The organism is Rathayibacter sp. VKM Ac-2857, assembly GCF_013205025.1.
GTDB lineage: Bacteria > Actinomycetota > Actinomycetes > Actinomycetales > Microbacteriaceae > Rathayibacter.
The window spans coordinates 1,230,893-1,247,670 of sequence record NZ_JABMLE010000002.1; the positions used below are offsets into that span (position 1 = coordinate 1,230,893).

Here is a 16,778-nt window from a genome sequence, read left to right on the forward strand (position 1 = left end):
CGCGGTCCGTGGTGGTCGTGGCCGGGCCCCTCTCAGGGCCCGGCCCGGTCGAGGGTCAGCCCTCGAGCAGCTCCGGGTGCTCCTCGTAGACCTCGTCGATCAGCGTGGTGTCGAAGAGCTCGTCGGCGTCGAGCTCGATGCCGGTGAGGGCGAGCGAGGCGACCGACTCGTCCTGCAGCTGCGGCGTGATGGTGAGCAGGCCGTTCGCGTCGGTGTCCGGGGTGCTGATCAGCTCGGTCTGGGTGACCATGACCTGCGCCTGCTCCTCGACCTTGTAGTTCTGGTCGGCGGCGTAGTCGGCGACGACGGTCGCGGCAGTCGCGTCCGGGTCGGCGACGGCGTCCTGCCAGCCGCGGGCGACCGCGTAGAGCAGCGCCTTGACCTTCTCGCGGTCGTCGTCGATGCTCTCCTGCGCCACGACGATGGTCTCACCGACCATCGGCAGGCCGGTGTCGGCGAGCAGGAACTGCTGCGCCGAGAAGCCGCGCTGGTTGAGCGTGTTCGCGCCGGCGGTCGCGTAGCCGATGTAGCCGTCGACCTGGCCGGTGGTGAGCAGCGTGGAGTCGGTGAGCGGCACGCGGGTGACGTCGTCCTCGTCGATCTCGTTCGCGGCGAGGAAGGCGCGCCAGACCAGGTCGTTGCTGTCGCTGACGCCGATGGTCTTGCCGACCATGTCCTCGGGGGTCTCGATCGGGGCGTCGGTCAGCGAGACGATCGCGAAGGGGTTCTTCTGGTAGGTCGCGCCGACGATCTTCATCTCGGCGCCCTCCGAGATCGCGGGGCCGGTGATCAGCGGCGAGGAGACGCCGGCGAAGGCCGAGCCGCTCGCGATGGCGGTCTCGGCGCCGGTCGCGCCGGTGCCGCCGGGGGTGAGGGTGACGGAGTCGAAGCCCGCGTCGGCGAAGTAGCCGTTCGCGTCGGCGAGGTACTCCCCCGCGAACTCGACGTGGGGGACCCAGGAGAGCTGCATCGTCGCCTCGCCGAACGAGCCGGCGTCGCCGGACTCGGCGGCGTCGGTGGTGCCCGAGCAGGCGGCGAGCGTGGTGCCGGCCACCACGACGACGGCGAGGGCGCCGAGCACGGAGCGGAGGCGGGACCGGGACGGGGCGGTGCGGGGCATGCGGGCTCCAAGGGACGTCGAGGGGTGGGGGTGGGGGTGGGGGGGACCCGATGGGGCGGACCCGGGGGAAGGCACGCGCCGAGGGGGCGGCGCTGACCCAGTCGACCGCAGCCGGGCACTCCTCCGCGTCGTCGCACGGAGGATTTCCGCGCCGCGGCGGCCCCGACTCCCCGATGCACGGACAAACCGTGTTGCGGTCAGGTTTCCAGCCTCGCATTCCGCGCGGCCCCTCCACGCATCATGGAGTCTCCGACGCCTCTTCCTGGCTGTAACTCCACTTTCCGTGAAGGGTCCTCAAACCGGCATGTTGATCGAGTAGCCCGCGGAGCGGGCGTATCGAGATCCACCACCGCCGGACGACGACCCTGCAGACCCGCCCTGCTGACGCCCCTGCGTGGCTCCTCGACCGGCATGGGTGCGCACAACATCAGCTGAGAGGAGGGTCCCTTCCCTGACAGCGGAGGCCACCCCTTCTCAGCTGATGTTGTGCGGCGCTCGAGCCGCTCCCCGCCGTTCGAGCGGCCTCTCTGCTGATCGATCAGCACGCGGAGTGGGCGCGTCGAGCGGAGGGGGCGCCTCCGGCGCCGGCGCAGGACGGGGAAGAGGCCCACGTCCTCGGGGTGGGAGGGTCCCGATACGCCCCTCCGGGGCTACTCGCGGAGCGGGCGTATCGAGACCCACCACCGTCCGAAGTGCAGTCTGCAGGCCCCGACCTCAGCGGGCGGCCACGCGGCGCAGCGCCGCCAGCACGGTGCGGACGGCGGTGCGGGCCAGCGCGTCCGGGCGGGCCAGGACGTCGACGTGGCGGACGAGGCCGGAGCCCTCGAGCGGGCGGAGGACCATGCCGTCGACCGCGAGGGGCGCCGCGGTGATCCGGGGCAGGATCGCGATCGCGGCGCCGGAGCGGACGACCTGCGCGGCGACGGAGAACTCGTTGATCCGATGCGCGACCCGCGGGGCGCGGCCGATCAGCGCGCCGAGGTGCTCGAGCACGCCGGTGAGCGGGAAGCCCTCGTGCGTCGAGATCCACTGCTCGTCGGCGAGCTGCTCCGGCCGGATGCTCGACTGCGCCGCGAGCGGATGCGCGGCCGGCAGCGCGATGTCGAGCGGCTCGACGAGGAGCGGGGTGACGACCAGCCGGGCGCGCGGCCACTCCGGATCCTGCGGCAGCCGGTGCGCGACGACGAGGTCGTGGTCGGCGGTGAGCCCGGCGAAGCGGCTCTGCGCGACGTCCGCATCGGCGAGCGCCACCCGCGGCCCGTCGGCGAGCGCCGCGAGCAGCGGGCCGAAGAGGGCGAGCCCCGCACTGTGGAACGCCGACACCCGCACCGCGCGATCGTCGTGCCGGAGGAACGAGCCGATCGTGTCCTCCGCCTCGGCGAGCGCCGCCTGCACCCGCGTCCCCGCGACCGCGAGCGCCTCGCCGGCCTCGGTCAGCACGAGCCGCCGCCCCTCCTTCACCGTGAGCGGCACCGGGACGCCGGCCTGCAGCGCGGCGAGCTGCTGCGAGACCGCGGAGGGGCTCACCCCGAGCGCCGCAGCGACGGCCGCCACGCTCCCCCGATCGCCGAGCTCGCGCAGCAAGCGGAGGCGGGCGGGGTCCATGGACGCGAGCCTAACCGGGAAGCGCAAGCTTCATCGTCGGTGAAGGAACAGCCGATCGCTCTTCCGCTTTCGGCCTGCGACGCTGTCCCCATGCCCCTCCGCTCCCGCCCCGACCTCGCCGTCGACCTGCTGCTGCTCGCCGTCGCCGCCGTCTGGGGCGCGAGCTTCGTCGCCGCGAAGGACGTCGCCGCCGACATCGGCGTCCCCTCGACCGTCGCGCTGCGCTTCCTCACCGCAGCCGCCGCGCTCGCCGTGCTCTGCCTCGCCTGCCGCGAGCGCCTCCCCCGCGGTCGCGGGCTCGCCGTCGCCGCCCTCCTCGGCGCCTCGCAGGCCGCGATCATCGGGCTCGAGACCTGGGGCGTCCACCTCACCTCGGCGACCAACGCGGGCCTGCTGATCAGCCTCGCCCTGGTGCTCACCCCCGCGCTCGAGGGCCTCGCCTCGCGCTCCTGGCTGCCGCGCTCCTTCTTCGTCACCGCCGTCGCGGCCGTCGTCGGGGTAGCCCTGCTCGTCTCCGACGGCGGCCTCCGCACACCGACCTGGGGCGACGCGCTCGTGCTCGCGGCGGCCGTGGTGCGCGCCGTGCACGTGACGGCCAGCGCCCGGCTCGTCCGCGGGCGCACGGAGGGCTCGCTCGGCGTGGTCCTCGTGCAGCTGGTCGTCTGCGCCGCCGTCTTCTCGCTGCTCGCCGGACCGGACCTGCCCGCCGCCGCCCTGGCGCTCGACGCCGGCGGCTGGGCCGGCGTCCTCTTCCTCGGGCTGCTCTGCTCGGTCTTCGCGTTCGTGGTGCAGCTCTGGGCCGTCCGGCGCACCTCGGCGGCGCGCGCCAGCATCCTGATGGGGACCGAGCCGGTCTGGGCGCTGCTCGTCGGCGTCGTCGTGGCGGGTGAGGCGATCGGCCCGCTCGGGGCGGTCGGCGCCGCACTGATCATCGCCGCGGGCTACGCGGGCCAGGCGATCGAGCGCCGGCACCGGCTCGGCGCGAGCACGCCCGACGACCGCTCGACCGACCCGGTCACTGCGCCACGAGCTCCTGCAGCCCCGTGACCCGGAGCAGGTCGAGCCGCGTCTGATCGGTCGAGCCGGGCGTGGCCGTGTAGACGACGATCCGCAGGTCACCGCCCGGCACGGCCAGCACGTCGCAGTCGATCGTGATCGGTCCGACCGGCGTCGAGGTCACCGTCTTCCGGCTGGAGCGGTGCTCGGCCACCCGGGCGAGCGCCCAGCGCCGCTCGAAGTCCGGCGAGGTCGCCCGCAGCCGCGCCACCAGGTGCGCGAGCGCCGCGTCGTCCGGGTAGCGCCCGACCGCCGCGCGCAGATCCGCGGCCAGGTCGTTCGCGAAGTCCTCCGCATGCTGGTCGTCGAACTCGGTGCCCTCGTGCCCCTGCGTGAAGTAGCGCCAGACGAGGTTGCGGTCCAGGCCCGTGTGCCGCGAGGGATCGCCGTTCAGCGCCGCCCAGAGCGGGTTCCAGAGCAGGATGTCGTGCGCGGCGCTGAAGACGGCGAGCGGCACGTCGCCGCAGCGGTCGACGATCCGCTGCACCCCCGGGGTGATGTGCTGCGGCACCTGCGTCGCGGTCGGCGGTGCGACGCCCGCGACCCGGTAGAGGTGATCGCGCTCCGCCTCCGTCACCCGCAGCGCGCAGGCCAGCGCGCCGAGCAGCTGCGCCGAGGGGTGCACGGCCCGGCCCTGCTCCAGCCGCACGATGTAGTCGACGCTCACGCCCGCCAGCGCGGCGAGCTCCTCGCGGCGCAGCCCCGCCGTCCGGCGGCTCGGGCCCGCGGGCAGGCCGACCTCGGCGGGCGTCACGCGCTCGCGCCAGGAGCGGAGGACGTCCGCGAATTCGCTCATGACCCCATGATCCCCCGGGGCGGCGGGTCGGTCCTGGTACTGCTGGTCCTCCCGTCGACCGGGGCCTGGGCGGGCGGGACAGCGGGGCGGAGCATGGAGCCATGACAACGACACTGATCACCGGGGCCAACAAGAGCCTCGGTCTCGAGACCGCCCGCCGCCTGATCGAGGCCGGCCACACCGTCTACGCCGGCATGCGCGACCCCGCGAAGGGCGACGCCGCCCGGGCGCTCGGCGCGCAGGTCGTGCAGCTCGACGTGACCGACCAGGCGAGCGTCGACGCCGCCCTCGCCTCGCTCCCCGCCCTCGACGTCCTCGTCAACAACGCCGGGATCCTCGGCACCTCCTTCGGCGTCGACGACCTCTCGGCGGAGGCGATGGCGAGCGTCCTCGAGACGAACGTGGTCGGCATCGTCCGCGTGACCCAGGCCGCGCTGCCGCTGCTGCGCCGCTCGGCCGCGCCCGTCGTCGTCAACGTGTCCTCCGGAGTCGGCTGGCCGCGCGCCCTCGTCACCCCGGGCCGCGACGAGTTCGGCGTCCCCGCGATCCCCTACGCCGCCTCGAAGGCCGCGGTGATCACCCTGACCGTGCAGTACGCGAAGAACCTGCCGGAGTTCCGGATCAACGCGAGCGACCCCGGCTACACCGCGACCGACTTCAACGGGCACGGCGGGCACCAGACCGTCACCGAGGGCACCGACGCGACCGTCGCCCTGGCGCTGCTCGGCCCCGACGGCCCGACCGGCGAGTTCCACGACCGGCACGGGCGCATCGAGTACTGAGCGCCACTGCAGGCTCGCCGCCGAGGGCTCGCCGCCGATTCGTTGGACACGGCAACAAACCGGCGGCGGGCCCGGCAGAATGGAGCCATGACGCAACGGAGCAACTGGGCGGGCACCTACGAGTACCACGCCGCCGACATCCTCGAGCCGGAGTCGATCGACGAGGTCCAGGCCCTCGTCCGCGGGAACGAGCGGGTCCGCGCGCTCGGCACCCGCCACTCCTTCAACGCCCTCCCCGACACCCCGGGGGCGCTGCTGCACCTCGGCCGCATCGCCGCCGACCCGGTGATCGACGCCGAGGCGAGCACGATCACGGTCGGCGGAGCCACCCGCTACGGCATCGTCGCCTCGCACCTGCAAAGCAACGGCTACGCCCTGCACAACATGGGCTCGCTCCCGCACATCTCGGTGGCCGGCGCGATCTCGACCGGCACGCACGGCTCGGGCGACCGCAACGCCAACCTCTCCTCCGCCGTCTCGGCGCTCGAGCTGGTCACGGCCGACGGCTCGCTGCGCACGATCCGCCGCGGCGAGCCGGGCTTCGAGGGCGTCGTCGTCGGCCTCGGCGCCTTCGGCGTCGTCACGCGGGTGACCCTCGACATCCAGCCGACCTTCGACGTCCGGCAGGACGCCTTCGTCGACCTGCCCTGGGACCGCGTGCTCGACGACTTCGACGCGATCACCTCCTCCGCCTACAGCGTGAGCCTGATGACGCACTGGTCGAGCCCCACCGTCGAGCAGCTCTGGCTGAAGACCAAGGTCGAGCAGGGCTCGGTCGCCGACGTCGACGCGACGCACCTCGGCGCCGTCGCCGCCTCCGCCTCGCTGTTCGCCGTCTCGGAGGGCGTCGACTCCAACCTCAACCCGTTCGGCGGCTCCGTCGGCCCGTGGTCGGAGCGGCTGCCGCACTTCCGCCTCGACCGCGAGCCGAGCGCCGGCGACGAGATCCAGAGCGAGTACATGGTGCCGCGCGAGAACATCCGCGAGGTGCTCGTCGCCCTGCGCGCGATCGGCGAGCGGATCGACGAGGTCCTGCTGATCACCGAGCTGCGCACCATGGCCGGCGACGACCAGTGGCTCTCCCCCGCCTCCGGTCGCGACAGCGTCGGCATCCACTTCACCTTCAAGAAGGACCGCGCCGGCGTCGACGCCGTGCTGCCCGCCGTCGAGGGCGCACTGCTGCCGCTCGGCGCCCGCCCGCACTGGGGCAAGCACTTCCTGGCGACCGCCGCCGACATCGCCCCGCTCTACCCGCACCTCGACGAGTGGCGCACCCTCCGCTCCGCCTGGGACCCCACCGGCCGCTTCGCCAGCGCCTTCGTCCAGGACCGCCTGCTCGGCTGACCCCCTCTTCCCCTTTCCGCGAGATGCCACTTATGAGCGCGACACGCCGCGAGAAGTGCGCACAAGTGGCATCTCGCGGCGGGGGACGGCGGGGGTAGCGTCGGAGGGACGAGAGGGAGGCAGCATGCCCGCGAAAGAGGAGATCCCGTCGACCATCGAGCGGTCGGACGAGCACGCGCAGAAGCTGTGGTCGGCCGCGCACGACTCGGCCGTCGACAGCTACGGCGAGGGTGAGCGCGCGCACCGCACCGCCTTCGCCGCACTGAAGCACGAGTACGAGAAGGTCGGCGACCACTGGGAGCGCAAGGCCGAGAGCGGCCCCTCCGACGACCGCGCCGCCCAGCGCGGCCCGGACGGCGACGGCGAGACAGCCGGCGGAGTCGACGCGAACGCCACGAAGGCGCACCTGCTCGACCTCGCCAAGCGCCTCGACGTCTCGGGCCGCTCCCGAATGACCAAGGCCGAGCTCGTCGACGCCCTGCAGCGCGCGAACGCGACGCAGACCCGCCGCGCCCGCGACTGACCCGCGCGGCCGTGCGCCCGCGCCCGCGCCCGCGCCCGCCTTCCACCCTCCAAAAGTTGCGGTAGTCGCGCTCGACTACCGCAACTTTTGAGGAGTGGGTGGAGTGGGTGGGCCCCGACCGGGACTCCGGCCCGCTCCCTGAGAAATCAACGAGCAGACGTGGAACCGGCGCGCACCTAGCGTCGAGGGCGACCCTCCCCGACCCGACCCCGGAGCGCCATGACCCCCTTCGCCCCCACCGCCCTCGCCGGCGGCACCGCCCTCGCCCGCCCCACCACGGAGGCGTCCGCATGAGGGTCACCGACACCAGCGACCTGTGGTGGCGCGCCGCCGTCTACTACAACCTCGACGTCAAGACCTTCATGGACTGGGACGACGACGGCGTCGGCGACCTCGAGGGTCTCGCGCACCGGATCGACTACCTCGCCGAGCTCGGCGTCAGCTGCCTCTGGCTCGCGCCGTTCTACTCCTCGCCCGGCAAGGACAACGGCTACGACATCAGCGACTTCTACGGTGTCGACGAGCGCTACGGCCACCACGGCGACGTCGTCGAGGTGATCCGCACCGCGCACGACCGCGGGATGCGCGTCATCGTCGACCTCGTCGTCAACCACACCAGCGACCAGCACCCGTGGTTCCAGGCCGCGCGCTCCTCCCCCGACAGCCCCTACCGCGACTACTACGTCTGGCGCGACGAGCCGCCGGCCGACCAGCCGGCCAACGTCTTCCCCGACGTCGAGGACGGCGTCTGGTTCTTCGACGAGGAGGCCGGGCAGTACTACCTGCACAACTTCTACCGGCACCAGCCCGACCTCAACACCGACAACCCGGCGGTGCGCGACGAGATCGCCAAGCTGGTCGGCTTCTGGCTGCAGCTCGGGGTCGACGGCTTCCGCGTCGACGCGGTGCCCTACCTGATCGAACCGGGCGCCCGCGACGAGCACGAGTGGCTGCGCCTGCTGCGCCGCTTCATCAGCCGTCGCTCGGGCGAGGCGATGCTGCTGGGCGAGGTCGACACCACCCGCGACGAGCAGCTCGCCTTCTTCGGCGGCGAGGACGCCGACGAGCTGTCGATGCAGTTCGACTTCATCGGCAACCAGTACCTCTACCTCGCGCTGGCGCGGGAGGACGCGACTCCGCTCGTCGAGGCCATCGCGAGCAGGCCGGAGATCCCGACCGGCAGCCAGTGGGCCAACTTCGTGCGCAACCACGACGAGCTCAACCTCTCGCAGCTGTCCGACGACGAGCGCGAGGAGGTCTTCACCGCGTTCGCGCCGGAGGAGTCGCAGCGGATCCACGGCCGCGGCATCGTCCGCCGCCTCCCGCCGATGCTGGACGGCGACCCGCGCCGCATCCGCATGGTCTACAGCCTGCTCTTCTCGCTGCCGGGCGCGCCGGTGCTCTACTACGGCGAGGAGATCGGGATGGGCGAGAACGCCGACATCCCGGGCCGCAGCGGCGTCCGCACGCCGATGCAGTGGACCTCGGCCGCGAACGGCGGCTTCTCGCGCGCCGACGCCGAGGACCTGGTCGCGGCGGTGACCGAGGGCGGCTTCGGACCGGAGCACGTCAACGCCGCCGCCCAGCTCCGCGACCCGGACTCGCTGCTCGCGCACATCAAGGGCCTCGCCTGGCTGTACCGCCGCTCGCCCGAGATCGGCTGGGGCGAGTACACCCACCTCCCGGCCGACCAGTCCTGCGTCTTCGCGCACCGGATGTCGGCGTCGACCGGCACGACCGTCGCCGTGCACAGCTTCGCCTCGAGCCCGCGCACGGTGACGATCACGCTGCCCGACTCGGAGCCGGGGTCGCGCCTGGTCGACTCCCTCGGCGGCGAGTCGCAGCCGATCGGCGACGACGGCACGGTGACCCTCGGGATCGACGGCTACGGCGCGCGCTGGTTCCGCGTGGTGACGGCGGAGTCGCGCCGCCTGGTCTGAGCGGGGATCACTGCAGAACATCAGCGGGGAGCGCATCTCGTCGCTCATCGCGGATGACGAGCTCTCTCGGCTGATCTTCTGCGCCACCGCCGGCCTTGACGGCGGCGTGGCGGCGGCCGTAGCGTCTAGGCGAAACGTTTCGTCTCCCGATCCCGAGGAGTGGCATGGACGCCGCCGTCACCGCCGCCAGCCCGACCACCGCCGCCCCGCCGGCGCACCGCACCCTCGCGAGCGGCCGCCGCATCCCCTCGATCGGCGCCGGCACCTTCGGCTCCGACCGCTACGACGCGGAGACGGTCGGCCTCGCCGTCGAGCACTCGCTCCGGGCCGGGTTCCGGCTGCTCGACTGCGCCACGGTGTACGGCAACGAGCCGCGCGTCGGCCGCGCGATCGCCGACTCCGGAGTGCCGCGCGACGACCTCTTCGTGATGTCGAAGATCTGGAACGACGCGCACGAGCCCGAGGCCGCCGTCGCCTCGGTCGAGCGCTCGCTCCAGGACCTCGGCCTCGAGGTGCTCGACGCCGTCTTCGTGCACTGGCCGTTCCCCAACCACCACCCGCCGCACGCCGAGACCGACGCCCGCGACCCGGAGGCGCGCCCGTACGAGCACGCCGCGTTCCTGCGCACCTGGGCGGCGCTCGAGTCGCTCGTCGATCGGGGTCTCGTCCGGCACCTGGGCACCTCGAACGTCACGATCGCCAAGCTCGAGCGGATCCTCGCCGACGTGCGCATCGCGCCCGCGCTGAACGAGATGGAGCTGCACCCCTGCTTCCAGCAGCCGGAGCTGTTCCGCTACTGCCTCGACCACGACATCCAGCCGATCGGCTACTCGCCGCTGGGCTCGCCGTCCCGCCCCGAGCGCGACCGCGTCGACGGCGACCTGGTCGACATCGAGCACCCGGCCGTGCAGGCGATCGCCCGCGAGCGCGGCGTGCACCCGGCCGTGGTCTGCCTCGCCTGGGGCGTCAACCGCGGCCAGATCCCGATCCCGTTCGCGGTGAAGCCCGAGCAGATCGAGGCCAACCTCGCCGCCGCCTCGCTCGCCCTCACCGCCGCCGAGCAGGAGTCGCTGCGCGGCGCCGAGCGCAACAGCCGGCTGATCAAGGGGCAGGTCTTCCTCTGGCCCGGCAGCACCGACTGGCTCGACCTCTGGGACGCCGACGGGACGATCCCGGGCTGGGACGGCTACGGCTCGCCCTCCCTGTGACATGGCGACCTACAAGGACCTGCAGCGGCTGACCGGCCTGTCCCTCTCGACGATCTCGAAGCACTACAACGGCCTGCCGGTGCGCCCCGAGAACGCCGTCGCGATCGAGGCGGCGGCCGAGCGGCTCGACTTCCGCGTCAACGGCTTCGCGCGCGGACTGCGCTCGCGGCGCTCCCGCACGGTCGGCGTGCTGCTGCCCGCGCTGGACAACGAGTTCCACCTGTCGATCATCGCTGGGCTCGAGCGGGCCCTGCGGAGCGACGGCATCGGCGTGCTGATCGGCGTCAGCCTGCCCGAGCCGGGCGCCGCGGTCGGGCTGCTGCTGGAGAAGATGGTCGACGGGATCGTCGCCGTTCCGACCGCGGGCGACGTCGCCGCGCTCCGCAGCGCCTCCGAGCAGGGCACCCCCGTCGTCACGGTGGACTGGGTCGACGACGCGCTCGCGACCGACCGCGTGGTGCTCGACAACCGCGCGGCCGGCGCCTCCGCCGCCCGGCACCTCACCGACCACGGCCACCGCTCGATCGCGGTGCTCGGCGGCGATCCGGACGTCTCGACCACCCGCGAGCGCACCGCGGGCGTCCTCGAGGAGCTGGCCTCCCGCGGCCTCGAGGCGCCTGTGGTCGAGCTCGGCCCGCTCACGCTCGAGAGCGGCGTGGCCGCGATGGAGCGGATCCTCGCCCGCCGCGACCGGCCGACCGCGGTCTTCGCGAGCAACCGCGAGCTGACGATCGGCGCACTGACCGCGCTCGGCGACTCCGGGCTCCGCCTCCCCGCCGACCTCTCGCTCGTCGGCTTCGACACGGTCGAGCTCGCGCGGGTGGTGCGGCCGCCGCTCACCATCGTCGTCCAGCCGACCGACGCGATCGCCGCCGAGGCCGCCGCGCTGGTCCGCCGCCGCCTCGACGGCGGCGCCGAGCCCTTCGAGACGCGCACCCTCCCCAGCCGGCTGATCGCCGGAGCCTCCGTCGCCCACCTCGACCCGATCCCGGGCGCCTCCGTCGCCCACCTCGACCCGATCCCCGGCGGCTCCGTCGCCCACCTCGACCCGATCCCCGGCGGCTCCGTCGCCCACCTCGACCCCCTCACCTAGGAGCACCATGCTGACCACGACCCTCCTGCACCCCGAGATCCTGCACGCGCTCGCCCGCGCCGGCCACGGCTCCCGCATCCTCATCGCCGACGGCAACTACCCGGTCGGCACCACACTCGGTCGCAACTCCGCGCTCGTCCACCTCAACCTGCGCCCGGACACCCTCACCGTCGACGAGATCCTCGAGGCGCTGCTGACCGCGATCGTCGTCGAGGAGGCGACCGTGATGACCCCGGCCCCCGGCCTCGACGTGCCCGCGCAGGACGCCTTCCGCGCCACCCTCGACGGCGTCCCCTTCACCTCCGTCGAGCGCCACGCCTTCTACGCCGAGGCCCGCACCGACGACGTCGCCCTCACCATCGCCAGCGGCGACCGCCGCATCTACGCGAACCTCATCCTGACGATCGGCGTGCGCCCGGCCGACGCCTGACCGCGGGGCCGCCCGCCGTCCCCACCCACCCTCCCGGGCTGGTTCACCCACCCCCCACCCTCCAAAAGTTGCGGTACTCGCCACCGACTACCGCAACTTCCGAGGGTTGTGGCAGGCCGGCTGCCGGAAAGGCGCCCAGCCTCGAAAAGTTGTCGTAGTCGGCCTACGGATACGACAACTTCTGGACAGCGAACGCACCTACCCGACGCGCGCCCGCCCACTCTCCAAAAGTTGCGGTAGTCGCCACCGACTACCGCAACTTCTGAGGAATGGATCCGTCCCCAGCGCGAGCGGCACTCCCCACCCTCCAACAGTTGCGGTAGTCGAGCGCGACTACCGCAACTTTCGCGGAGTGGGCAAGACGGTTGGCGGGCAGTCGCCATGCCTCCGAAAGTTGTCGCCGTCGGCACGCCAGTACGACAACTTCTGGCTAGCGGTCCCACCCCGCCCGACGCGCACGCGCCCACCCTCCAGAAGTTGCGGGAGTCGCCGCCGACTACCGCAACTTCGGAGGAGTGGAGTCGGCGGAAGGCACGCGCCCGCCTCCCTCCAGAAGTTGTCGTAGTCGGCACGCCAGTACGACAACTTCTGGAGGCTCGATGCGCCGCGGGCGCGGGCGGCCCGTCCACCCTCCAGAAGTTGCGGTAGTCGGGCGCGACTACCGCAACTTGTGAGGAGTGGGGCGCACGCACGCAAGTGCCCGCCGCCTGAGAGGGCGCGAGGCGTTCTCCGAGCGGGCGTCCGTACTCTGTCCTCCGTGGATCTGGACACTCTCCTCAACATCGGCCTCGTCGTGCTGTTCGTGCTCATCGGCGGGGTGTTCGCCGGCACCGAGATGGCGATCGTCAGCCTCCGCGAGAGCCAGGTGCGCGCGATCGAGGCGGGCAGCGAGCGGGGCCGGCGCATCGCCGAGCTGGTGCGGAACCCGAACACCTTCCTCTCGGCCGTGCAGATCGGCGTGACCCTCGCGGGCTTCTTCTCCTCGGCGTACGGCGCCTCGACGATCGCGCCGGACCTCGTGCCGCCGCTCGAGTCGCTCGGCCTGTCGAACGGCGCGGCCTCGACGGTCGCGCTGATCCTGATGACCCTCGTCATCGCCTACCTCTCGCTCGTGCTCGGCGAGCTCGTCCCCAAGCGCCTCGCCATGCAGAAGTCGGTCGCCTTCACGAAGGTGCTCGCCCCGCCGCTCAACACGCTCGCGCGCCTCATGCGCCCGATCATCTGGCTGCTGTCGGTCTCCACCGACGCCGTCGTCCGTCTGCTCGGCGCTGATCCGCGCGAGAAGGGCGAGAGCGTCTCGGCGGACGAGGTGCGCGACATGATCTCGAGCAACACCGAGATCGCCGAGGACAGCCGGCAGCTGCTCGCCGACGTCTTCCGCGCCGACGACCGGCGGGTGGCCGAGGTGATGCGCCCGCGTCCGGACGTCGACTTCCTGCGCGGCGATCTGCCCGTCGCCGAGGGCTACGCGGAGGTGCTCGGCCGGCCGCACTCGCGCTACCCGGTCGTCGGCGAGAACCGCGACGACGTCCTGGGCTTCGTGCATGTGCGCGACCTGATGGCCGCGTTCCCGGAGGCGGGCCGCGACGGCACCGCGAGCAGCGTCGCCGACATCACGCGCCCGATCCTGGCGGTGCCCGGCACGACGAAGGTGCTCGCGGCCCTGAGCACCATGCGGCAGGACGGCCACCAGATCGCGGTCGTCATCGACGAGTACGGCGGGACCGACGGCATCATCACCCTCGAGGACCTGCTCGAGGAGCTCGTCGGCGAGATCTACGACGAGTACGACGGCGCGCGCCAGGAGGTCGACGCGAAGGCGGCCGAGCAGCTGCAGGACCTCGACGGCGGCATGATCCTCGAGGACCTGGAGGAGCTGCTCGGCATCGAGCTGCCCGAGGGACCCTACGAGACCGTCGGCGGCTACGTGCTCGACCGGATCGGCCGCGTCGCCGTGGTGGGCGACACCCTCGTCGTCGGCGACCACGTGCTCCGGGTCGCCGAGACCGACCGCTACCGGATCTCGCGGGTCACGCTGACGCCGCAGCCCGCGTCGGAGCCGGCCGCGGCGGTCGACGCCGACTGACCGTCGGCGCAACGGCCCGAGCGCTTCAACGCAACCGAGTCGGGGCAACCGCGTCAGGAAGGCCGCTTCAGGGCGGCCTCGTCAGGGAGGCCGCTCCCGGGCGAGAGCGTCAGCGCAACCGCGTCAGGGAGGCCGCTCCAGGGCGAGAGCGTCAGCGCAACCGCGTCAGCGCACCCGCGTCAGCGCAACCGCCTCACGGCAGCCGCGTCTCGACCCACCGCGGCGCCGGCAGCCCGGTCGCCCCCGGCCGCGCGAGCCACAGCCCGCCCGCGAACGGATGCGCGGCCCGCTCGTCCGCCGACAGGTCGCGCGACGCCGACGACACCACGGCGATGTCGAGAGCCTCGCCCGCGAACGCGATGCTCGAGGAGTGCGGCGCGTCGATCGCGATCCCCTCGCCCTCGAGTCGGCGGCCCTCGGAGTCGTAGACCCGCACGCCGCTCCCGCCCCAGACCGAGCACCACAGCCGGCCCTCGGAGTCGACGGTCATGCCGTCGATGAAGACGCCCTCCTCCGGCTCGAGGAAGGTCTCGCGCGGGCCGTTCACCCCGTCCAGGTACGGCCGGCGGTAGATCACGCCCGACTCCGTGTCGACCGAGTACATCACCGCGCCGTCGGGCGACCAGGCGAGTCCGTTCGAGAGCCGCAGGTCGTGGTCGAGGACGGTGACCGCTCCGTCGTGCTCGAGTCGCAGCAGCACGTCGTCGCCGACCGACTCGCCGAGCGTCAGCGACCCGACGACGAGCCGGCCCTGCGGGTCGATCGAGCCGTCGTTGAAGCGGTGCCCCTCGGGCAGCAGCTCGGAGCCGCGGGTGAGCGAGCCGTCGACCTCGAGGATCGCGAGACGGCGGGTGAGCGCGACGAGCATCCGGCCGTCGCCGAGCGGCAGCGCGCAGCCGACCTGCTCACCGACGTCCGTGCGGGTGATCGCCCCGAGCCCGTCCGCGGTGAGCGGCGCCGACAGCACCGCCCCCGCCTCGATGTCCACCCAGGTGAGCCGGCCGGTCTCCCCGTCCCAGACGGGCCCCTCACTCAAGACGTAGGCGGGCGTTCCAGCGGGTGTCGCATCGATCATCCCCCCACGCTACCCACCCCCTCGGCGCCCCGCCCGTCCCCCTCCGCGAGATGCCACTTGTGCACACGACACGCCGAGAAGGGCGTGCACAAGTGGCATCTCGCGGAAGGGGGCGGACGCGCACGTCGCCGGATACACCCGGCAGAGGCACGGTGGCAAGGGGTGCATAGCCCGGCGATGCTCGGGTCTATCGTCGTCTCGCCGTGTCCGGGACCGCGCGCATCAGCAGCGCAGCCGGGGCGACAGGAAGGCGCGAGCCATGTCGACCGACACCGAAGAGCGCGGCCCCGTCCGGAGCCTCGTCCCCGCCCGTATCGACCGGCTGCCGTGGACGCGGTTCCACTGGTCGATCGTCGTCGGCCTCGGCTTCTCCTGGGTGCTCGACGGCCTCGAGATCCAGATCGTCGCGAGCGCCGGCTTCGCGAAGGAGTTCGACCTCTCGGCCGCGCAGGTCGGCGTGCTCGGCACGGTTTACCTGGTCGGCCAGATCGTCGGCGCCCTGATCTTCGGGCGGCTGAGCGACCGGCTCGGGCGGCGGAAGCTCTTCATCCTGACGCTGGTGATCTACCTGGTCGCGAGCGGCCTCGCGGGCCTCGCGCCGAACTACCTCTTCCTCGCCGTCTTCCGCTTCTTCGCGGGGATGGGCATCGGCGGCGAGTACGCGGCGATCAACTCCGCCATCGACGAGCTGATCCCCTCGAAGTACCGCGGACGCGTCGACATCGCCATCAACGGCACCTACTGGGGCGGCGCGGCGCTCGGCTCCGCGGCGAACCTCTTCTTCCTCAATGACGAGCTCTTCGCCGAGAACGTCGGCTGGCGCCTGGGCTTCTTCCTCGGTCCGATCCTCGGACTCGCGATCATCTACCTCCGCCGGCACATCCCCGAGAGCCCGCGCTGGCTGATGACCCACGGCCGCGAGGAGGAGGCGGAGCGCACCGTCGACGAGATCGAGCGCCGCGTCGAGTCGGAGGGCGGGACGCTCGAGCCGGTCGACGACTCGCAGGCGATCACCGTGAAGGCGACCGAGAGCATCCCGTTCCGCACCATCGCGCGGGTGCTGATCCGGCAGTACCCGAAGCGGACCCTGGTCGGCGCGACGATGATGATCACCCAGTCGTTCCTCTACAACGCGATCTTCTTCACCTACGCGCTGGTGCTCGAGAACTTCTACGGCGTGGAGCAGAACGCCGTCTCGTACTTCTTCTTCCCGTTCGCGATCGGCAACCTCGTCGGGCCGCTGGTGCTCGGCCACCTCTTCGACGTCTGGGGCCGGCGGAAGATGATCTTCCTCACCTACGGCGTCTCCGGCGCGGTGCTCGCACTCTCGGCGCTGCTGTTCAGCATGGACGTGCTGACCGCGACGACCCAGACGATCCTCTGGTGCGTCTCGTTCTTCTTCGCCTCCGCCGGCGCCTCGAGCGCCTACCTCACGGTCAGCGAGATCTTCCCGCTGGAGCTGCGCAGCCAGGCGATCTCGTACTTCTTCACGCTCGGCCAGATCGCCGGCGCCGTCGCGCCCACCCTCTACGGCGTGCTGATCGGCGACGGCAGCGACCGCGGCCCGCTCACCGTCGGCTACTTCGTCGGCGCGGCCGTCATGATCCTCGGCGGCGTCGTCGCCCTGATCTTCGGGGTCGACGCCGAGCGCCGCAGCCTCGAGAGCATCACCGAGCCCCTCTCCACGGTCCGCGACTGACCGGCGCCTCCCGCGAGATGC

The 16,778-nt window shown here is 72.6% G+C and carries 14 protein-coding genes; 10 read left to right on the plus strand and 4 right to left on the minus strand.

Annotation, left to right across the window (positions count from 1 at the left end):
* Positions 1–55 precede the first annotated feature (55 nt).
* Complete coding sequence (locus HQQ86_RS12790) at positions 56–1,120, minus strand: ABC transporter substrate-binding protein (RefSeq protein ID WP_173288552.1); 1,065 nt, start codon at positions 1,118–1,120, stop codon at positions 56–58.
* A gap of 714 nt (positions 1,121–1,834) precedes the next feature.
* On the minus strand, positions 1,835–2,725 hold the full coding sequence (locus tag HQQ86_RS12795) for a LysR family transcriptional regulator (RefSeq protein ID WP_173288553.1): 891 nt from the start codon (positions 2,723–2,725) through the stop codon (positions 1,835–1,837).
* Between the two features lie 90 nt (positions 2,726–2,815).
* Here HQQ86_RS12795 and HQQ86_RS12800 point away from each other — a divergent pair, with 90 nt between their 5' ends.
* On the plus strand, positions 2,816–3,772 hold the full coding sequence (locus HQQ86_RS12800) for a DMT family transporter (RefSeq protein ID WP_173288555.1): 957 nt from the start codon (positions 2,816–2,818) through the stop codon (positions 3,770–3,772).
* Here the strand turns inward: HQQ86_RS12800 and HQQ86_RS12805 are convergent.
* Positions 3,741–4,577, minus strand: a complete 837-nt coding sequence (locus HQQ86_RS12805) for a helix-turn-helix transcriptional regulator (protein ID WP_173288557.1) — start codon at positions 4,575–4,577, stop codon at positions 3,741–3,743. The two genes, HQQ86_RS12800 and HQQ86_RS12805, sit on opposite strands and share 32 nt — an antisense overlap.
* A gap of 101 nt (positions 4,578–4,678) precedes the next feature.
* Between HQQ86_RS12805 and HQQ86_RS12810 the strand changes: the two genes are divergently transcribed.
* The 8 genes from HQQ86_RS12810 to HQQ86_RS12845 all read left to right on the plus strand — a co-directional run bounded on the left by HQQ86_RS12810 (position 4,679) and on the right by HQQ86_RS12845 (position 13,983).
* On the plus strand, positions 4,679–5,359 hold the full coding sequence (locus HQQ86_RS12810) for an SDR family NAD(P)-dependent oxidoreductase (RefSeq protein ID WP_173251114.1): 681 nt from the start codon (positions 4,679–4,681) through the stop codon (positions 5,357–5,359).
* An 87-nt stretch (positions 5,360–5,446) separates the two neighbouring features.
* Positions 5,447–6,703, plus strand: a complete 1,257-nt coding sequence (locus HQQ86_RS12815; RefSeq protein WP_173288559.1) for a D-arabinono-1,4-lactone oxidase — start codon at positions 5,447–5,449, stop codon at positions 6,701–6,703.
* A gap of 124 nt (positions 6,704–6,827) precedes the next feature.
* Positions 6,828–7,226 (plus strand): ChaB family protein, encoded by a 399-nt coding sequence (locus HQQ86_RS12820; RefSeq protein ID WP_173288561.1) that lies wholly within the window; start codon positions 6,828–6,830, stop codon positions 7,224–7,226.
* A 290-nt stretch (positions 7,227–7,516) separates the two neighbouring features.
* Positions 7,517–9,166: an alpha-amylase family protein gene (locus tag HQQ86_RS12825; RefSeq protein ID WP_173288563.1), complete on the plus strand. Its 1,650-nt coding sequence runs from the start codon at positions 7,517–7,519 to the stop codon at positions 9,164–9,166.
* Positions 9,167–9,330: 164 nt separating this feature from the next.
* Positions 9,331–10,374 (plus strand): aldo/keto reductase, encoded by a 1,044-nt coding sequence (locus HQQ86_RS12830; protein ID WP_173288565.1) that lies wholly within the window; start codon positions 9,331–9,333, stop codon positions 10,372–10,374.
* Position 10,375: 1 nt separating this feature from the next.
* Positions 10,376–11,467: a LacI family DNA-binding transcriptional regulator gene (locus HQQ86_RS12835; protein WP_173288567.1), complete on the plus strand. Its 1,092-nt coding sequence runs from the start codon at positions 10,376–10,378 to the stop codon at positions 11,465–11,467.
* Between the two features lie 7 nt (positions 11,468–11,474).
* A complete protein-coding gene (locus HQQ86_RS12840) occupies positions 11,475–11,897 on the plus strand; it encodes an RbsD/FucU family protein (RefSeq protein ID WP_173288569.1) in 423 nt (140 codons plus the stop codon).
* 757 nt (positions 11,898–12,654) lie between these two features.
* Positions 12,655–13,983 (plus strand): hemolysin family protein, encoded by a 1,329-nt coding sequence (locus HQQ86_RS12845; protein WP_173288571.1) that lies wholly within the window; start codon positions 12,655–12,657, stop codon positions 13,981–13,983.
* Positions 13,984–14,176: 193 nt separating this feature from the next.
* Here HQQ86_RS12845 and HQQ86_RS12850 read toward each other — a convergent pair whose 3' ends face one another.
* A complete protein-coding gene (locus HQQ86_RS12850) occupies positions 14,177–15,058 on the minus strand; it encodes an SMP-30/gluconolactonase/LRE family protein (RefSeq protein WP_173288573.1) in 882 nt (293 codons plus the stop codon).
* Between the two features lie 259 nt (positions 15,059–15,317).
* Between HQQ86_RS12850 and HQQ86_RS12855 the strand changes: the two genes are divergently transcribed.
* Positions 15,318–16,757: an MFS transporter gene (locus tag HQQ86_RS12855; protein ID WP_173288575.1), complete on the plus strand. Its 1,440-nt coding sequence runs from the start codon at positions 15,318–15,320 to the stop codon at positions 16,755–16,757.
* Positions 16,758–16,778 lie beyond the last annotated feature (21 nt).